The organism is Micromonospora vulcania (genome assembly GCF_042658605.1).
In the GTDB taxonomy this organism is placed as follows: Bacteria; Actinomycetota; Actinomycetes; order Mycobacteriales; family Micromonosporaceae; genus Micromonospora; species Micromonospora vulcania.
Genome location: NZ_JBHSQS010000005.1, coordinates 312,580 through 330,703 on the forward strand (window position 1 = coordinate 312,580; position 18,124 = coordinate 330,703).

Sequence of the window (18,124 nt, forward strand, 5' to 3'; positions counted from 1 at the left end):
GCTGCCATAGAGACAACGGCTCTCAGCTCCTGCCGAGATGTCGGTAACCCGTTGCGGCTGCAGAGTGTGATACCCCGACTCATGGGCCGAGCCAGCGCGTGGTCGGCTACCTCGACCTGCTGTCGAACCATCGGAAGGAACCGGATGCGACCGGGGCAACGGACGACCAGGTTACTACTCTTGGCCGTCACCGCGAACATTCTTGCTGTACTGGTCGGCGCTGCCACAAACGTTGCCACTGGCGTCCTGCCCGAATCGTGGCAGCCCTACCTGTGGCTAGCATGGCCGATACTCGGCGTCTTGGTTGTTTGCGCGGTCGTTCTGGCTGTCCATGTTCATGGGCTGACCAGGCCGTCAACGACGATTTCTATCGAACGAATGGGATACCACCGAGACGCCATGTGCAAGCAGGTTCGACGAATTTGGATTAGCGGTGTGTTGGATCGCTCACTGTACCGCCAAACACTCATCGAACTCGGCCTGCAACAGCGCCTCGACGCACGAGAGTACCCGTGGGATGTTCTGGTCGAACGCATCGACCACCGGCCTGCGACGCTGAAAGCAGGCGCCGACCTCGCCGCGTTACTTGAGGACTACGGATCGTTGCTTATCCTCGGCGCACCTGGTGCTGGCAAGACCACCATGCTTCTAGAGTTGGCGAAGCGACTGCTTGAGAGTGCGGACGTAGACAAGGCAAGGCCTGCACCCGTCGTTTTTCAGTTGGCGTCATGGGCGGCGAGCCGAAAGCCCCTAATCGAGTGGCTCGTCGATGAGCTGACTGGGAACTGGTATGGACTGCGCCGAGACATCGCCGAGGCGTTGATTGCCGAAGATCGTATTTTGCCGATGCTCGATGGGCTAGACGAGGTGGTGCATGTTCACCGAGCCGCGTGTGCACGGGCTATCCAGGCGTTCCATGCCGACCACCGGCTGCTGCCCCTCGTTGTCACTAGCCGGGCGGCCGATTACGACGTCCTCGGGTTTGGGCTTGAACTGCCAGTGACTGTGCTAGTTCAGCCACTCAGCCGGGCGCAGGTTGAAGCATATTTGGACCAGTTCGGCTTGCCGCTTGCGGGGGTACGTGAAGCGCTGCGCATCGACCCATCACTGTGGGAACTCCTACAGAATCCGTTTATGCTCAGCTTGACGATCTCGACGTATGAGGGACTCGCGGCGAGCGATCTGGCAACTGGGAACTCCCGCGATGATCGCCGCAAAAGGTTGTTCGAGGCGTTCATCAGTCGGGCGTTGCGCCGGAAGTCGAAATTGCGCAAGGCGCCGACGCCGGATCGAGCGGTGCGCTGGCTGAGCTACATAGCTCGAGACCTTGGGCAACGTTTTGAACAAGTGTTTTCGCTGGAGGCCGTCAATCCATCCTGGTTGCCAACGAAAGTCATGCGCCGAACGGCCGTGGCAGCGTCAGCGATCCCGGCGGGAGTGCTGGTCTGCACCACGAGCGGCCTCATGATTGAGCTACTCTTTGGCCGTGCGATTGGTTGGGCGATTGGGGCTCTGCTCGGAATCGGATTCGGCGGCATCATGGCCGCCGGCGAGGGAACACACCTACCAGGCGTGGATCGACCTACCCGCAGCGGGCATATCAGGATCCTAATCGGTCAGTGGTGGGCTACTGCCGCGGCACTCGGAACGATTCTCGGATTACTGTCGTGCTGCATCGGCCTAGCACCTGGCGCGATTATCGCTACGGCCTCCAATCACCGATTCTCAGAGGTGCTGTGGCTCAGCGCCGGCATCGGTGGAGCAATAGGTGCAACACTCGGTTTGCTGGTCGCGTCCCTCGTCGTCAAACCATTCGGCCGCAAGGTATCGGAGCATCTCCCGCCGGGTGCCAGCATCAACGTGGCGGTCTGGTCTACCCTTGCGTTGGCGATCTGCGTTGGACTGCCTTCGGCAATCGCGCTCGGCGCCTGGCACGGAAGGCCCGGCGCAATGGCTGGCCTCCTGCTTGGCGCGACTGCCGCATATTTGACCAGCGGCCAGGCGTTCGTACTGTATTGGGTGGTCCGGCTCATGCTGGCTCACTCTGGGCTCGGCCCGCTCCGCCTATTGACATTTCTCAATTTCGCAAGTACCGCCATGATCGTGCACCGCCTTGGCGGTGGATACCTATTTCACCACCGGTTACTACTGGAATACTTCGCCCAGCTCGACCTGAGCGGGGTTCCTGCCAGGTATACGGCAGGAGCTCTGCCCAGCACCGACCTGCGACCGGAGCGCCTCGTCGATTACGCAGTAACGGTTGCGGGTCACTCGCCTGACAACGCGGCGCGAGCGCTCGCCTTCGCCGCCGGGCGGATGCGGCCGGAACAGTTTGCGCCCGCCGCATTTGAAGTCGCACGCCAAATGGACGTTCGAGACGAAAGCAGGATGGATGCCAAGATCCCCCGGGCGCACTCCAGACGCTCCAGCTTTAGCCCACGGGCAACTATGCGAGCTAGGGCTACCTGCGAGATTTATGAACTGGTGGTGGCGTCCGAGCACCCGGAGTTTGGCCCGGCCGCCGCTGTCGGCCGAGCAGAACTGATCCTTTTCCTTCGACAGATGCGAGACCCATCAGGTGATCCCTACTTCCGGCAGCAGGACGTAATCAACGACCTACAGCGGGCCGCCGAGTCGGGTCACCCCGTTTGGTCAACACGTGCCGCTAGCCTGTTGGCTGAACTAAAGAACACCGACGAACTGGACGCTAAACGATCAAGGCTGCAAGTTGCCCTCGGCCGGAGATAGAGACGCGAAGGCACGACGAATCAAGCCGGGCAATCCAGCGGGAGATCGCCGAGCGCGCTACGCCACGCGCGACACCGCCGGGGACGAGCCGATCACCGTGCGACCCGTTTACGTACAGGGTTGCGGTAGCACCGCTCCAGCGCGGGGCCGTCAGCCATCTGCCCACAGATGGTCATGTAGCCGCAGTGGGCGTGGGCCTGCTGGCAGCGGTGCCACAGGCGATCCTCCGTCACCGCTCGGCCGGTGCGCCCGCATCGACGCGCCTAACGATTCGCCCCACGGCGTCCCGGCCTGATCGTCGAATGCCCACGCCGGGTCGTAGCGGTCGGAGTACGCCTAGACGGCACGCAGGGCGTAGCGCTCGGTGGCGTCGGCCTCCCCCGGGCAGCCAGGCGAGGAGGTCGCTGGCGTAGTAGGAAGTGCAGGCTGGTTGAAGGTGCAACTGCCGCCGATCTCGTCCATGTCGTCGGGGCGTATTCGGAACCAGGTGTCCTCAGCCTCGGTAATCGCGGCCTTGGCCTGTTCCGGGTTAACGAGTGCAGCGCTGACGGGTAACCAGACGGCCGAGGTGCCGCCTGTCATCGTCCACCGCCACGAGAGCAGGAGACCCCATGACACCAGCACCGCTGCACCTGGTCACCGACCAACCCGACGCCACCGAAGTGCCGCCGGGCCGCCGCGTGCCGCAGTGGGATGTTCCAATGCCCCTGACCGGGCCGGACACCGCCCCGCCGCCGATCCCGGTCGACGCGTTCCCCGCCTCGATGGGCGACATGGTGCGGCCACAGGCGCGGCCGGGTAGGCACCGGGGCCAGCCCCGCCGATGGACGCGAAGGCGGTGCTGGCGGAGCTGACCGGCGCGAAACTCGACGCCACATGGCGTGGTGCAGGACGAGGACAACGGCCCCCACGATCTGCGCGGCCCGCCCGAACGGCTACACGTTCCGCGCCTCCGCCCGACCTACGAGGGGGGCGACACCGAATCCGAGAAGTACGGCATCGACCGCGGCCTTCTGATTGAGGTGTGGCGGCCCGCCGATGATGCCGACCGGCGGTCGAAGTTCATCCAGGACACACTCAAGATGCCGATGACGTGGTTGAAAGCTGTCGGCGGCAGTGTTGTCGCCGGAGGTGGACTTGCCGCTGCCGTCTACGCTTTCTTGCGTGGACGGACCGAGCCAGACGCCGAAATCGGCGACCGGATCGAGATTCCTGACGCTCCTGCTGGCACACGTCGCGGAGCAGCCCGTCGACCCGCCAACGGTCAAGGCCCTCATGATGAACGCCGACGAGGCCGGACTGACCGATCAAGACGTCGGAACCGCGTGGCAGATCCTGGCAGCCGTCGAACGGATCACCTTCACGAACCGCGAGCCGATTACGTACTCGATCGCCATCCTGCTCGCGACGCGCCTCGGCCTCGTCAACGAGTCATTGATCCAGGATGCAGCAAGGTTCGCCGCCATTGCATCGGCTACCGGCCTTGATGGGTACGCCGCCGCGACGTTCGACGGTCTCGGCCACATGCTCGACCGACTCGTCCGCGATCAAAACGATCCGGCGCAGCGGAGTCTGGCCACAGCGGTGCTGGTCGGGCTGAGTAACGGAATCGCGATCACCCCTGGCAAACAGGACGTATCTGGCATCGCCCGTCTGCTCGACCTCGCCGGTGCGCCCTTCGGACTGATCACGCAGGCATATGCACTGTCACTTGCTAAATTGGAGAGCCCCGCCCCGTCCAGCGGTCACTTCCTCCAAGCTCTCTGGCTCGCCCAGCGGTCCCGATGGAAGCCAAGCTCGCGGCTCGCGATCGCCGTCGCCCTGATCGAGAGAACGGCAGCCCGCGAGGCGGACGTTCGTTTTAGCGTTCTCTCGCACATGATCGAAGACGTCGCCCTGTCCGAACTCGACGACGGCATCCGCGAGAGCCTTGTCGGTTTCATCACCAAACAGCTACCGACCATTCCAGCCAGGCAGGCGCTTGTCCTCGGCGAGCATTTGGCAGACATGAACGCTTACGTGCCCGACGCCTGTCAGGCGCGACTACACCTCGCGTGCGCCCGGATGGCCTACCGATGCAACAAACTGACGACCGCCCGAGACCATGTGTACCAGGTGCTGGCACTGTTTCCGGAAAGCGAAGCGGCTCCAAAAGACATCCGGGTCGAACTGTACAACGCGCTCGGCCTGGTCGAATTCCGCGATGGGCATTCGGAATACGCCGAGCAGCTGTTACGTGAGGCCTTCAATATCAGCGCACATGACCCGAATCTAGCGGAGAATGCCACCCAGGTCAGGGCGAACCTCGACGCCCTTCTGGCCATACGTGGCTCATCCGCCGAACCATTCGGAAGGGCGGCATCCACGACGCGCACGAACATGATGGACCTGCTGGCTGAGTCGAGTCGACTGCATGCGGCCGGCGACCTGACCGGTGCCGAGAACACAGTCCGACGCGTCCTCGAGAATGCGGAGGACGATCCGACTTACGATTTCGAGCGCCTGCGCGCCTTGACGATCCTTGCCTCGGTCAGCCGGTCCCGGCGTGACCATCTCGACGCGTCCGCACACGAACTGCAGGCCGTCACGATGCTGACCGACACCCTCGCGACCCTGCCGGCTGGTACCGACCACGCTGACCGAGTCCGCTACTACGAGCAGGTCGAGTCATTTACCGACCGGGCGCTCCTCGACGCTCTCAGCGCCGGCGACGTGCCGGCCAGCCATGCGGACGAACTATGGCAGGCCGTGTTTCGGTACCGCGAGATTGAGTCGGCATGGTTCGAGGCGGTCGTTCAAATCACCCGCACCGAGCACGCCGGCTCCGCGCAGGGACAGCTACTGGACGAGTACTTTGCATGCTGCGCGGGGATTGGCGCGCTCGAACTCGACGGCCCAGGCGACCTCGATCGGCACGAAGCTGGCCTCGGGACCAGCGCGGCGGCGTTCTTTGATCGACTCAGGCCGCTGTACAGCCGCCGTAGCAAACTTGAGGCCGGGCTGAGCGGCGTAGTCCCGCTGACACGGGCCGCGAGGCGACGACTCGCGATGTCGCCGGAGGACGTACGTCGCCAGTTACGGGCGGACGACGTACTGCTCGACATCGTCAAGTGCTCACCAGCGAGCGGCCCCCAGTGCGCGACCCTCGTCGGGTTCGTGATTCGTCGCAACCAGCCGACCCGGATCGTCGAGCTCGGGGTCAGCGCCGCAGCCAAGGCTGCCTTCGGCAGGGACACCTACACCGTTACAGACGGTGTCCTGGACCGCTTGGCAGACGTACTCAGGGTCGAACTACCGCCGGATCGAGTTGGCCGTCTGCTGGTGATTCCTGACGGCCCGTTCCGCGAGCTGAGCATCGACAGTCTGGCCTTGGCCGACGGCCGTTGCGTCGCCGATGTAACCACCGTGGTGTACCTCGGCACCGCCGCAGACCTCGTTGGCCGGACTCCTTCGCCCACAACAGGGCGGCCGGCGACCGTCATCGGGGCTCCGGACTTCCGGCCACCCAGTGCCATCCTCCTGGACACCCGGCCGTACGCACCGCTGCCGGGTGCCAAGGCAGAGTGTCACTGGATCGGCCAGGCGCTCGGTATTGCCCCGATCACCGGAAAATCGGTCACCGAGACGCTGGTCGTGACCGCCGCTTCCACTCGGCCCGGCATTCTCCACATCGCTTCGCATGGGTACTACATGGGCCACATCGAGTGGCGGAGCCCGGACGACAACGGCGGCTGGCTGCCGCTGCTGACGCCGTCGCAAAGCATCGTTGGTAGATCGTTGGCGATGCGGGTCACCGATCCACTGCTTGCCACTGGCATCGCTGTCTCGGGTGTGAACGACTGGTTGGCCGGAGCCGCACCGGATGCCGAACGCGGCCGGGGCCTGGTGACCGCACGGGACATAGCTTGGCTTGACCTGCGCGGCACCAAGGTAGTCGTGCTATCCGGCTGTCGTACCGGCTCGGGCACGTCAAGCCGGTACCGGGGCGTCGTCGACCTACGATCGGCGCTGGGGATCACCGGGGCGGAGGCCGCGATTCTGGCGCTCTGGGACGTGCCTGACCTAGCCACAGCCGTGCTCATGCGGCTGCTGTACGACACCGCCGCCGGGCAACAGGGACAGTTGAGCCCGGAGGCCCTACGACAGGCAAAGATCCGGATCCGCGACATGACGGTCAGCGCGCTCGGCGAGCATCTCTCGACCTTCGGCGGGACGCTGCTCCAAGACGACCCTTATGTAGACGAGGTTCTCCGACTTCCCGGCGGAACCAGGCCATTCGGTGAACCGCGATACTGGGCGGGCTTCGTTTGGTACATGCTGCCCGGCGACCGCAAACCTAAAGGAGAGGCAGATGCAGTACTCCGTTGAGTACGTCGGCGACCATGAAGGCGCGTACGAACTGGTACGAGCATTGCGTTCGGCCGGCGTCACGGTGGATTGGACCCCACCCGATCGGGATCGTGGATCGGTTATTGAGGAGCTAGCACTCGCCCTCATCGCGAGCGGCGCCTACGACGTCATCAAGACCGCGGGAGGCGCGGTGGTCCAACGGTTGACGGGCAGGCGCATCAGGATCGATCCGAGGCCTGACGTCCCTCGCGACGACGGAACAAACGACCCGCCAGGCGCAGTCTCCGGGCGATGACAGCGGCGACGCGGAGGTCCGGTCCTCCTTGAGAACAGTGCGAGCGCCTTAGGGACGAGGGCCTGCTCGACGTCGGCGCACTCAGCCAAGCCGGGTACAACAGCGATCACGAGTACTTCGTCCATCACGCCAGGCTGGACGGGATCACGTGGTTCGGTCGGTCGTTTCTGGTCTTCGTCGAAGATCCCCGCGACCACGACACCTGGACAGGCACCGGCGGGTTGACTGCGAGGATCTTGATCCCGCCCAGCGTGGGACACCCGAACGGCGCCACGCTGCCGAGTCGGCAAGAGTGCCGTCCAGCCGGCCTACTCGCTGCTTCTCCTGTTGAATCGAGTAGGCCGCAGCGCACGCCAGATGTTGCGGCCCAACGATGCAGTCAGAAACACGCGTTGCCCTGGGAACGGGAGCCGCTACAGTCGCTGGACGTTATCGCACCTCCGCACTCTGAACAGGACAGAGGCCGCGCCCGCAAATCCTCAGCAAGCGATCACAGCAGTACCGTCCTGCGACCAAATATTGATCTTCAAAAGCAGGAAATTGCAGGTCATCGGCCTGCGACAATGCAGTTAGTTGACGTTTAGGAAACCGATGCTCTATCCCCTGAGCTACGGGGGCGCGAGTGGTCAGTGTAACGACCTGCGGGTTGACCCGCGTTGGCAGGGAGTAGCCCTCGTCGACCTGCGTTGACCCGGCGAACCGCCCCGACCGACGACCACCCGCGGATCACACCAGGCGGGTCAGCGACCATGATCGTTGACCCCGGTTAACCTGAAGTGGCGCGGATTGACCCGGCCTGACTTCCGCTGGAGACCACACGGCGACCACATCGCCAAGATCAATAATGGCCCATCCGCGAGCCCACCTCGCACGCCACGCCTCATTGCCCGCTCATGGGGACCCGCGACACTCACATGCTGAGGGCGCGTTGAAGCGCTGCGGGCGATAGCCATCGCTGGCCGTCGATTAGCGCGCGAGCTCGTGATAGCTGATGAAATCCGGCTGCGTCCCGGTAAATCCACGCCCGTCCCCCGTCGCCCGAGCAGCCACCGAGCAGCCACGGATCAACCGCCGCCCCGGTTGACGTCAGCCAGGGCGGCACCGGGCGCCCGATCGATCGGCTCGCATGTCGACCGCCTCGGCCAGAAGTCGCCTTACGCCGCGCGACGGGTCTAGACACGCAGCGTCGTGGCCCGGCTGGCTCTACACGTGACTCAGGTGACGGACCGGCACGCCAGCCTCCGGCAAGACGCGGTTCGACTGCGGCCGAACGGCCCGGTTTCAGAGTGCAGTCGCCGCCCTTCTTCGCTGTGGTTCCACAAGATCCGGACCATCCGCTCACCCTGGTGAGGGCGGGTGAGGGCGGGTGGATAGCTCTTATTTCACCTAGTAAGATCAGGCTCATGTCGGATGGACCCGTGCGCATCACCGGGCCCCTCCTGGCCGTTCTCAACGCCCTCCTCGACGCAGACGACAAGGAACTGCACGGGTGGGCGATCATGAAGGCGACTGGGAAGAGCGGCCCCACCATTTACAAGATCCTCGAACGGCTCGCCGAGTCCCGGTGGGTGACCTACCGCTGGGAGGACGACGCCAACACCGAACCGGGCAAGCCCCGCCGCCGGTACTACAAGCTCACCCCACACGGCGTGACCCGCGCCCACGCGCTGATCGCCGCCCGGCAGCCGAAGCCCGCACCGACGGTGCGCACCCGGCTTGCCTTCGGCTGGTGCGAGGCGTGAACCGTTGGGAACTAGTTGTCGGCGTCATCCTCGGCCTGCTGGTCAACGAGATGACCGACCTATCACCGTGGGCAGCCCGCCGCCTGGTTCGCTGGGCGGCCTACCAATGGACCAGCGACCCGGATGTCGCTGCCGGGTACGCCGAGGAGTGGGCCGCGATCATCGACGAGCGGCCGGGGAAGCTGTTCAAACTGCTGACAGCGATCCAGTTCTGTGTTGGTGCGACAAAGAGAGCCACGCCCAGAATCTTCATCCCGCTGAGGGAACGCGTACTGCGTTCGCTCAGCGGGGCAGGCCTGGGGAGTTACGCCGTCGCTGTGGCCTGCGTTGGATTCGCGGGTGGAGTCGTTGGCGGCGGTGTGGCAGTCTATTTAGGTCAGATCGATGCAGAGACCGCGATGATCTTTCTGCTCAGCGGGACAACGGCTATCCTCGTCGCCAGCCTGTTCATTCTCGCGCCGGCGTCGCGGGGAGCGCATCGCAGGTCAAGGTTCGTCCGAAGGTAGGTCGCCCGAACGTCAGGTGTGCCGCTCTGCGCCGAACAGGGTGTCGTTGTCGCAGCGGCGAGCTGTGGGATGGTCAACTCCTAGGCCGTCTCCCGAGCCACGCCCCACTAGCTTGATCTTTAACCTGTGCGGCGTGGCCTTGAGTTGTTCGGGGTCTTCGTTTTCTTCGTGGCGCCTTTTGCTTTTGTGCTGGTGGCGGCGGTGACGATGTGGACGTCGTGGCGGGGTGCCGGGTGGCGGTTGCGTAGTCCGGGTGGTCGGCCGGGCCCTGGCCGGGAGGGTTTCGGTGCGCGGGCGGGGTTGCCGGCTTTGGTGCGTAGGTGCCGAAAGCCTCGGCGGACGCGGGCGGGTGTGAGTCGTTCGGGTGGTGCTGGTCGTTCCCAGGGCCGGCGCAGGTCGGCGACGGCGCCTCGGGCGAGGCGTAGCTGGGTGTAGGCGGCCAGCACGAGCCAGGTCCAGCGGTCGGCGGCGTGTGGGTCTCGTAGCTTCGGGTTGGTCCAGCCGAGGGTTTGCTTGAGCATGCGGAAGGTGTGCTCGATGTCGAAGCGGCGCAGGAACGCCTGCCAGAGCAGGTCAACCTCGGCGTCTGTGGCGGTTGCTTGCGACCACCACAGCCAGACCGGTTTCGCGGTAGCACCTGATGGCAGCCGGTCGACGGTCAGCAGGATCACGGTGCCCTCGATGATCGGCAGCGGGCCGTGTTGGGCGGTCCAGGCGGTGCGGTGGGTCAGCCTGGGGTGCAGTCGGTGCCAGGCCCGTGCGGTCGCGGTGCCGTAGAGACGGGTGTCGGTGCTCGTGGCGACGTCCGGCTCGCCCCAGCTGCCCGGGTCGCCGAAGATGAACTCGCCGCCATGCCGTCGTGGGCGGCCGGTGGTGGCCGGCAGCCGGGGTGGCGCGGGCCGGCGCAGCACCCGGTCCGAGCGCATCCGCACCAGAACCCGAACCGGCAGATCGGTCAGTAGGAACGCCAGCCGGGGCCCGTCGTAGCCGGCGTCCGCCACGATCCACACGTCCGGATCACCGGGCTGCCACTGCCCGGCAGCGATCAGCCGCCGCACCACGTCGCGCAACTGGCCGGCGGTGACCGTGGCAGCGTCATCGCCGGGCGCCAGCCGGCGGGCATCCAACGGCGCGGTCCACGAGGTGCGCCCGGCCTCCAAGGCGGTGACGAACGAGTACGGCCAGCCCGGAACCCCAACGTGGGTGTCCTTGCCGCGCCCGTAGGTGTGACACAGCACCCGCTGCGGGCAGGTGTGCGCCTCCGGCCGCAACCAGCACGTCACGTCCACCGCCAGGACGATCCGCCCGTCCGCGGCCCGCGGCAAGGGCACCGCCGCCACCGCGGTCCGCAGCCGCTCGACGTCGATCCGGCCGCGATTCAACGCCGCATACAGCGAACCGTGACCGCGGCGATGCTCACCCACCAGCGACAACTCCACCAGCGACCGCACCGGCGCATCCCCGCACAACAACGCGTCTGCCAACTCGAACAACGCATCCCCACGAGCGGTCAGACAGGCGTGGAACTCGCGCCGGAACGCGGCCAGCCGCCCGACCGCGTCGAACGCTCCAGCATCGTGCACACTGATCACCAGACAGCCCTTGGTTTGCGATCTTCTTCCCTAGACAAGAGGAATGATCGATCAAGGGCTGTCCCCATGATCAGCCGGGGTCGATGCCACCGCCCGACAGGTTAAAGATCAAGCTAGGGCGTGTTTCATAAGTTGATCTAGATGTAGATGGTGGTCGAGGATTGGCCGTGTGGGTCGCGGTGATCTGACGGACGAGCAGTGGGCGGTGTTGGAGCCGGTGTTGCCGGCCGTGGCAGCTCGTGGCCGTCCGGTGGTGTGGCTCGTCGATTGCTGATCGACGGGATCCGGTGGCGGATCCGGAGCGGGTCGCCCTGGCGTGATCTGCCTGCGGAGTACGGGCCGTGGCAGACCGTGTATGGACTGTTCAGACGGTGGCAGCGGACCGGGGCGGCATGCGCGTCATCGAAGTACAGGCCCGATTACCGCTGGGCGACTGCCGGGCGGCTGCTGTCGCTTCAATGTTCCGGGTGAGCCGTCGTTGGACGCGATCGTCCACGTCAGGATGCACGCATCCTCGCCAGTGGTGACGAGCAGAGTGGTGCCGTCTGGTTGGGTCCAGCTTCCTACCGCGCGCACTGCGCCGTCGTGGCCGTGAAGTTCGGCGGCGGGTTGCAGGCTGTCGGGGTGCCAGAGCCGTACCACGCGGTCGTTGCCGGCGGTGACGAGCAGGGTGGTGCCGTCTGGCTGGGTCCAGGTTCCTACCGCGCGCACTGCGCCGTTATGGCCTTGGAGTTCGCCGGCGGGTTGCAGGCTGTCGGGGTGCCAAAGCCGCACCACGCGGTCGTTGCCCGCGGTGACGAGCAGGATGGTGCCGTCTGGCTGGGTCCAGGTTGCCACCGCAAACAACACGCCGTTCTGGCCCACAAGCTCGCCAGCGGATTCCAGGGTGCGAGGATCCCACAGCCGCACGACCCCACCAAAGTCGGCGCTGACGAGCACGGTGATGTCGTCCGGCCTGGTCCAGGTGTCCACTGCATTCACCCAGCTGGTGTGGCCGTGGAGTTCGGCGGCGGGTTGCAGGCTGTCGGGGTGCCAAAGCCGTACGACGCGGTCGTTGCCGGCGGTGACGAGCAAGGTGGTCCCATCGGACCGGGACCAGGTTGCTAGCGCGTTCACCATGTCGGTGTGGCCTTGGAGTTCACCAGCGAGTTGCAGGGTGGTCGGATCCCACAACTCCACGACTTCTTTGTTTCCTGCGGTGACGAGCACAGCAGTGCCGTCCGGCCAGGTCCAGGTCTCCACCGCAGACACCCAGTTGGTGCGCCTCCAGTTGGTGTCGCTATGGAGTTCGCCGGCGGTTTGCAGGCTGTCGGGGTGCCACAACCGCACCACTGCCTCTTCGCCTGCGCTGACGAGTACAGTCGTGCCGTCCGGCCGGGTCCAAGTCCCCACAGCGCGCACGGGGCTTATATGGCCGCGGTGTTCGCCGACGTCTTGCAGGCCGTCAAGGTGCCACAGCCGTACCACGCGGTCGTTGCCGGCGGTGACGAGCAGGGTGGTGCCGTCCGGCCTGGTCCAGGTGCCCGCTGCGTTCACCCAGCTGGTGTGGCCGTGGAGTTCGGCGGTGGGTTGCAAGCTGTCGGGGTGACACAGCTGTACCACGCGGTCGTTACCGGCGGTGACGAGCAGGGTGGTGCCGTCCGGCCTGGTCCAGGTGCACGCTGCGTTCACCCAGTCGGTGCGGCCGTAAAGCCGGTTGGCGGATTGCAGGGTTTGTGGGTCCCACAGCCGCACCACGTCTCCTTCACCGGCGGCGACGAGCACGGTGGTGCCGTCCGGCTGGGTCCAGGTTGCTATTGCATGCACTGCATTGCCTGCGTGGTGGAGTTCGCCAGCGGGTTGGAGAGTGTGTGGGTTCCACAACCGCACCATGTTTCCTTCACCGGCGGTGACGAGCACGGTGGTGCCGTCCGGCTGGGTCCAGGTTGCTATTGCATGCACCGCATTGCCTGCGTGGTGGAGTTCGCCAGCGGGTTGGAGAGTGTGTGGGTTCCACAACCGCACCATGTTTCCTTCACCGGCGGTGACGAGCACGGTGGTGCCGTCCGGCTGGGTCCAGGTTGCTATTGCATGCACCGCGCCGCTGTGGCCGTGAAGAGCGCGGGCCGGTTGCAGGCTGTCGGGGTGCCACAGCCGTACCACCCGGTCGTTGCCGGCGGTGACGAGCAGAGTCGTGCCGTCCGGCTGGGTCCAGGTTCCTACCGCGCGCACCGCGCCGTCGTGGCCGTGGAGCTCGCCAGCGGGTTGCAGGCTGTCGGGGTGCCACAGCCGTACCACCCGGTCGTTGCCGGCGGCGACGAGCAGAGTCGTGCCGTCGGGTTGGATCCAGGTGCCCACCGCGTGCACCGCGCCGGTACTGCCGTGCAGGGGGGTATGGGTGACTCCTCGCCAGATCGCGCCGTAAGCGCGCGGAGCATCGCGGGGGAGTTCGATGGCGCAGGCAGCGGCGAGGGCGGTGCTGCGGTACTTGAGCGCCCACACGTGCAACCAATGCAGATGCTCGCCCGGGTTCAGGACATTCGTGTCGCCCATCAATTCTCGCGCGGCGATCGCCCGTCGGGCGTGCGGGTCGGTGACCGTGTTCCTGGCTCGCAGCAGCGGCGGCAGCGGGGTCCACAGGAGGTAGCCGGGGTCCAGGGTCAGCCGATCAAGTTCTTGCGCCGCGGCGGCGTGTTCGGTCAGGTGTGCCAGGGCGTACTTGTCGGCGTCCTCCCACCGGCGGACGCCCGTCTCGTCGCGGACAGGTGTGATGTAAGCCGCGATCTTCGCGTGGGCCTGCCGGGTCGTGTGAGCGAAGCGCATTGAATGCTGTACCACCGTGTGGTCTTCGTGGCTGGTGTCCTGTCCAGTCAGAAAGTCGCGTAGGCTCTGGTGCCGCAAGCGATACCAACCAGTCGGATCAACTGCGTCTCGATCGCCGCTTAGGTGGGCGAGGAACGGACGTATTGGGCCGTCGAGTACGTCCTGGGCTGGCCCTAGGGGCAAATTACCCGACCAAACCGCGATCGTGCTAGCCGTTATCGGCTCGGTGACCGCAGCCAGCGTACCCAGAATCGGTACTACAATTTCGTCCCACTGGTTTGGGTTTAGCTCCCGGATTCGCCGTAGGTTCTGGCTGTAGTAACCGGCCAACCCGGCAGGCAGAGCGTCGAGGCGGTCGGCGGGCAGGTCGCCATCGCGGACCTGATCCATCACCGACAGTGCGTAAATCCACACTCCACCGGCGGCGGACAGCAGCATCGAGATAAAAGCCTCAGGCGTGACATCACTGGCAGCCAGTCTGCGTACTAGCACGTCGTCGTTACGCGTCCGAAAGGTGACATGCTCGCGCAGATCGCCCAGGTTTGCCTCCCCAGTCACATCGATCCGCGCGACCCTCGCCCCAGTTGGTAAGGGATGCCCGGGACGGGTAGTAGCCACGACTACCACTCCCGGCGGCAGCGTTCGAGGAAGCCCGAACGCGACTTCGCCCGCCGACGGTGTCGGCGCCTCGTCGAACCCGTCTACGAGGATTACCAGAGGCGAGACCTCACCGTCCGCGCGTCGCTGCGCCTGAATCGTCGTCAGCCTTTGAGCGAACCACGCTGGGTCGCTGTAGTTGCCCGGCAGCCAGCCGGACCTATCTGGAGAGTCGGGAGGCGCGTGTAGATAGGTGATCTGAGCGGCGAGGTTCGCTCGCGCCGCTTCCGGGCTGACCGACTCACGTGAGAAGTGCGCGGGCCATTGCCGCGTTGGAGAGAAGGCTAGGTACGTCGCCAAGGCGCTCTTGCCGAGTCCCGCCTCTGCCTCTACCAGTACGTATCCACCCGTCGGGCGGGCGGCAATCTGCGCGATCCGTGCGTCGATTGTCTCCACGAGCCAGCTGCGGCCGGTGAACCCTCCGACCGGATCATCACCGGAAGTTAGGCCAAGTTCCAGCGGTACCAACGATGGATTAAGAACCACGTCGGCCAGGCCGGTGACGTTTCCGGCCAGGATCGTGCCCGCGACCGTCCCGTAGTTGACTCCGACCGTCGGCCCGTCACCCGCTACCGAGCCGACCTGAATGGACGCTTGACGATAAGACGGTCTCGTCACTTTGCGCCCCGCGTAGTGTCTCCGCCACGGGCCTCACCGTAATTCACCCCGATCACCGGCCCGGATCTACCTCCCATGATCTTGCCGACCGTGTTGTCGCCCAGATGAGTACTTGCGGGCGAGGTGCTGCTGGTGGCGCCACGGTAGGTCAACCACGCCGACAGCCCGGCTCCCGCCACGGTCAACGCCATGAAGCCCACCCAAGACCATGGCCCATTGCCGAGGTTGTTACCCACCGCCCCCGCCGTCGCGCCAACAGCGAACGCCGTGCCCGACCCGACGGCCAGCCTCCTCGCACGCGCCATGAACGCCCCCTCAATCCGTCTTTTGACATCTAGCATGACCGCTCGGCGCCAGGCAGCCGTCGAGCGACACCGCCCTTTGCGCGAGCGCTTTTCGCGATTGGCGGGGACTGTAAAACGAACGGTGTAACTCCTGATCAAGGAGCAGCACCTGATGACGGATGTCGTGATTACCGAGGTCGATACTGACCAGGTGGCGAAGCGTGGACCGGCGCGGCCGGTGGGAGACGGGGTCGACGAGCAGCTCGTCGCCCAGGTGGTGGAACAGGCCCGCGCGGCGGGTCTGCAGCTCACCGGTGAAGGTGGGCTGCTTCAGCAGCTGACCAAACGGGTCCTGGAAGCCGCTCTCGACGGTGAGATCACCGATCACCTGGGCTATGACAAGGGCGACCCGGCCGGGAACAACGGTCAGAACTCCCGCAACGGTGTGCGGGGCAAGACGGTGCTGACGGAGGTCGGCCCGGTGCAGATCGAGGTGCCCCGGGATCGGGACGGCACGTTCGAGCCGCAGATCGTGCGCAAGCGTCAACGCCGGTTGTCCGGGGTCGAGGACATGGTGATTTCGTTGTCGGCCAAGGGATTGACGACCGGGGAGATCCAGGCCCACCTGGCCGAGGTGTATGGCGCGGACGTGTCCCGGCAGACGATCTCCACGATCACCGACAAGGTCGTCGACGGGATGACCGAGTGGCAGAACCGGCCACTCGACCCGGTCTACCCGGTGATCTTCCTCGACGCGGTGCACGTGAAGATCCGCGACGGGAAGGTCGCCACCCGGCCCATCTACGTGGCCTTGGCCGTCACGGTCGACGGCAACCGGGACATCCTCGGACTGTGGGCCGGCGACGGCGGTGAGGGCGCGAAGTTCTGGCTCAGCGTGCTCACCGAGTTGAAGAACCGGGGTGTCGCGGACGCGTGCATGGTGGTCTGCGACGGGCTCAAGGGTCTGCCCGACGCGATCGGGCAGACCTGGCCCGAAGCGGTCGTGCAGACCTGCGTCATCCACTTGCTGCGGGCGTCGTTCCGCTATGCCGGTCGGCAGCACTGGGACGCCATCGCCAAGGCCCTCAAGCCTGTCTACACGGCAGCGACCGAGGCCGCCGCCCGGGAACGTTTCGCCGAGTTCGCACAGGCGTGGGGCGGGAAGTATCCGGCGATCATCCGACTGTGGGAGCAGGCGTGGGCGGAGTTCGTCCCGTTCCTGGCCTTCGACGCCGAGATCCGCACCGTCATCTGCTCCACCAACGCCATCGAGTCCGTCAACGCGCGGATCCGCCGAGCCGTCCGGACCCGCGGCCACTTCCCCAACGAGGCCGCCGCCCTCAAATGCGTCTACCTCGCGGTGATGAGCCTGGACCCGACCGGGCAGGGTCGCCGGCGATGGACCATGCGCTGGAAACCCGCCCTGAACGCCTTCGAGATGGCCTTCCGAAGGACGCCTGACCGCAGGCCGCAAGTAACCCTCAACAACCCGGGTTACACCGTTCGTTTGACAGACCCGAGGTGGGACGCGTGGTCGCCGCGCTCGGCATGGCGTGCAAGCTGGCCACCGAGCGAATCGGCGAGGATCCCGCTGACGCCGCCGGCGTCCTCACCGACGCCGCCGATGCGATCGTCGGCATTGGCGCGGAGATCAGAACCAGCAAGAACGGCAAGCCGGTGGCCATCAGCGGGATAACACTGGTGTACTCGCGTACCGTACTGACGCGCGCAATCGAACGGCTCACGGACGGTATCTGGGCTTGCCCATGTGGGGAGCCACACCGGGCCGGCGGGGCCCCCTGCACCCTGGTGCAGGGGCTCACCGCCGACCTCAACGTCGTCGGCGGGTGGCTGGCCACGCCTGACGAGCGGCCCGCCGACCAACGGTAGAGCGTGTCCGCCGCGGTCACCGGAATGCCGGAACGTGGTGCCACCGAGTCATCCGAGGACGACCTCGTGGCGGTACGCCTGCACACGAGCGCCGTCCCCGAGCACGACCTCGACCCGACCAACGTCGTCGGGCTGCCTCCCCACGGCGTGGACCGGCTTACCGGCGTGCTCATCTGGCCGATCGTGGTCGGTCTCGGCACGGTCGGGCCGGAAGATCCAGACCAAGTTCACAGGCCCACTGGACACGTACACCCCCAGAAATAGCACATTTGTTCGAGCGCCGAGTCTAACCACACTGAGTCCGGCTTGACCCTGCGACACGACGTTCGTGCGCTGGCGAACCGTCAGCCACACGCTGGGAGAAGAGGCATCTCAACGGCGCTCGTAGTGGCGGGCCGACTGCTTCCCGAGATGCCGCGTATTCACAGTCAGCGTCGCCATGGCGTCGCCCTCAAGCCATGCGGCGCGGGCGGTTGAGGGCGACAGCACCGTGTGCACACCGTCGCTCAGCGCCTCCTGCAGGGCCGCATCGGCGCGCTCGCGGGCGGCGACGAACTCGCTGCTCCTTTCACGGCGGCGGCCGAGGCTTCTTGGGCGGCGGCTCGATTCAGGCATGGCACTGGGCGGTAAAGCGCAAGGA

The 18,124-nt window shown here is 65.7% G+C and carries 10 protein-coding genes and 2 pseudogenes; 8 read left to right on the top strand and 4 right to left on the bottom strand.

Going from position 1 to position 18,124, the window contains the following annotated elements; genetic code table 11:
* Positions 1 to 180 precede the first annotated feature (180 nt).
* The 6 genes from ACFQGL_RS10690 (at position 181) to ACFQGL_RS10715 (ending at position 9,641) form a co-directional block, all read left to right on the top strand.
* Entirely contained in the window at positions 181 to 2,748 is a 2,568-nt protein-coding gene (locus ACFQGL_RS10690) for an NACHT domain-containing protein (RefSeq protein WP_377509190.1), read from the top strand.
* A 611-nt stretch (positions 2,749 to 3,359) separates the two neighbouring features.
* The gene (locus ACFQGL_RS10695; protein WP_377509193.1) at positions 3,360 to 3,602 is read left to right on the top strand and encodes a hypothetical protein; all 243 of its coding nucleotides are present in this window, start codon (positions 3,360 to 3,362) and stop codon (positions 3,600 to 3,602) included.
* Between the two features lie 310 nt (positions 3,603 to 3,912).
* Positions 3,913 to 7,116, top strand: a complete 3,204-nt coding sequence (locus tag ACFQGL_RS10700; RefSeq protein WP_377509196.1) for a CHAT domain-containing protein — start codon at positions 3,913 to 3,915, stop codon at positions 7,114 to 7,116.
* Positions 7,100 to 7,393: a hypothetical protein gene (locus ACFQGL_RS10705; RefSeq protein ID WP_377509199.1), complete on the top strand. Its 294-nt coding sequence runs from the start codon at positions 7,100 to 7,102 to the stop codon at positions 7,391 to 7,393. Before ACFQGL_RS10700 ends, ACFQGL_RS10705 begins: the two co-directional genes overlap by 17 nt.
* Positions 7,394 to 8,796: 1,403 nt before the next feature.
* A complete protein-coding gene (locus tag ACFQGL_RS10710) occupies positions 8,797 to 9,135 on the top strand; it encodes a PadR family transcriptional regulator (protein ID WP_377509202.1) in 339 nt (112 codons plus the stop codon).
* A complete protein-coding gene (locus ACFQGL_RS10715; protein WP_377509205.1) occupies positions 9,132 to 9,641 on the top strand; it encodes a hypothetical protein in 510 nt (169 codons plus the stop codon). The genes ACFQGL_RS10710 and ACFQGL_RS10715 overlap by 4 nt, the downstream gene beginning before the upstream one ends.
* A 119-nt stretch (positions 9,642 to 9,760) precedes the next feature.
* Here the strand turns inward: ACFQGL_RS10715 and ACFQGL_RS10720 are convergent, their stop codons facing one another.
* Positions 9,761 to 11,233: an NF041680 family putative transposase gene (locus tag ACFQGL_RS10720; protein WP_377509207.1), complete on the bottom strand. Its 1,473-nt coding sequence runs from the start codon at positions 11,231 to 11,233 to the stop codon at positions 9,761 to 9,763.
* A 160-nt stretch (positions 11,234 to 11,393) separates the two neighbouring features.
* Between ACFQGL_RS10720 and ACFQGL_RS10725 the strand changes: the two are divergent.
* Positions 11,394 to 11,620 (top strand): annotated as a pseudogene (locus ACFQGL_RS10725) (transposase); the annotation flags it as partial.
* Positions 11,621 to 11,632: 12 nt separating this feature from the next.
* Here the strand turns inward: ACFQGL_RS10725 and ACFQGL_RS10730 are convergent.
* Entirely contained in the window at positions 11,633 to 15,310 is a 3,678-nt protein-coding gene (locus ACFQGL_RS10730) for a hypothetical protein (RefSeq protein WP_377509210.1), read from the bottom strand.
* A 471-nt stretch (positions 15,311 to 15,781) separates the two neighbouring features.
* Here ACFQGL_RS10730 and ACFQGL_RS10735 point away from each other — a divergent pair.
* A pseudogene (locus ACFQGL_RS10735) lies at positions 15,782 to 17,041 on the top strand (IS256 family transposase); the annotation flags it as partial.
* A 491-nt stretch (positions 17,042 to 17,532) separates the two neighbouring features.
* Here the strand turns inward: ACFQGL_RS10735 and ACFQGL_RS10740 are convergent.
* Both ACFQGL_RS10740 and ACFQGL_RS10745 read right to left on the bottom strand, forming a co-directional pair.
* Positions 17,533 to 17,736 carry a hypothetical protein gene (locus ACFQGL_RS10740; RefSeq protein WP_377509590.1) on the bottom strand — a complete coding sequence of 68 codons (204 nt, stop codon included), beginning with the start codon at positions 17,734 to 17,736 and terminating at the stop codon, positions 17,533 to 17,535.
* A 120-nt stretch (positions 17,737 to 17,856) separates the two neighbouring features.
* A complete protein-coding gene (locus ACFQGL_RS10745; protein WP_377509213.1) occupies positions 17,857 to 18,099 on the bottom strand; it encodes a hypothetical protein in 243 nt (80 codons plus the stop codon).
* Positions 18,100 to 18,124: the final 25 nt, after the last annotated feature.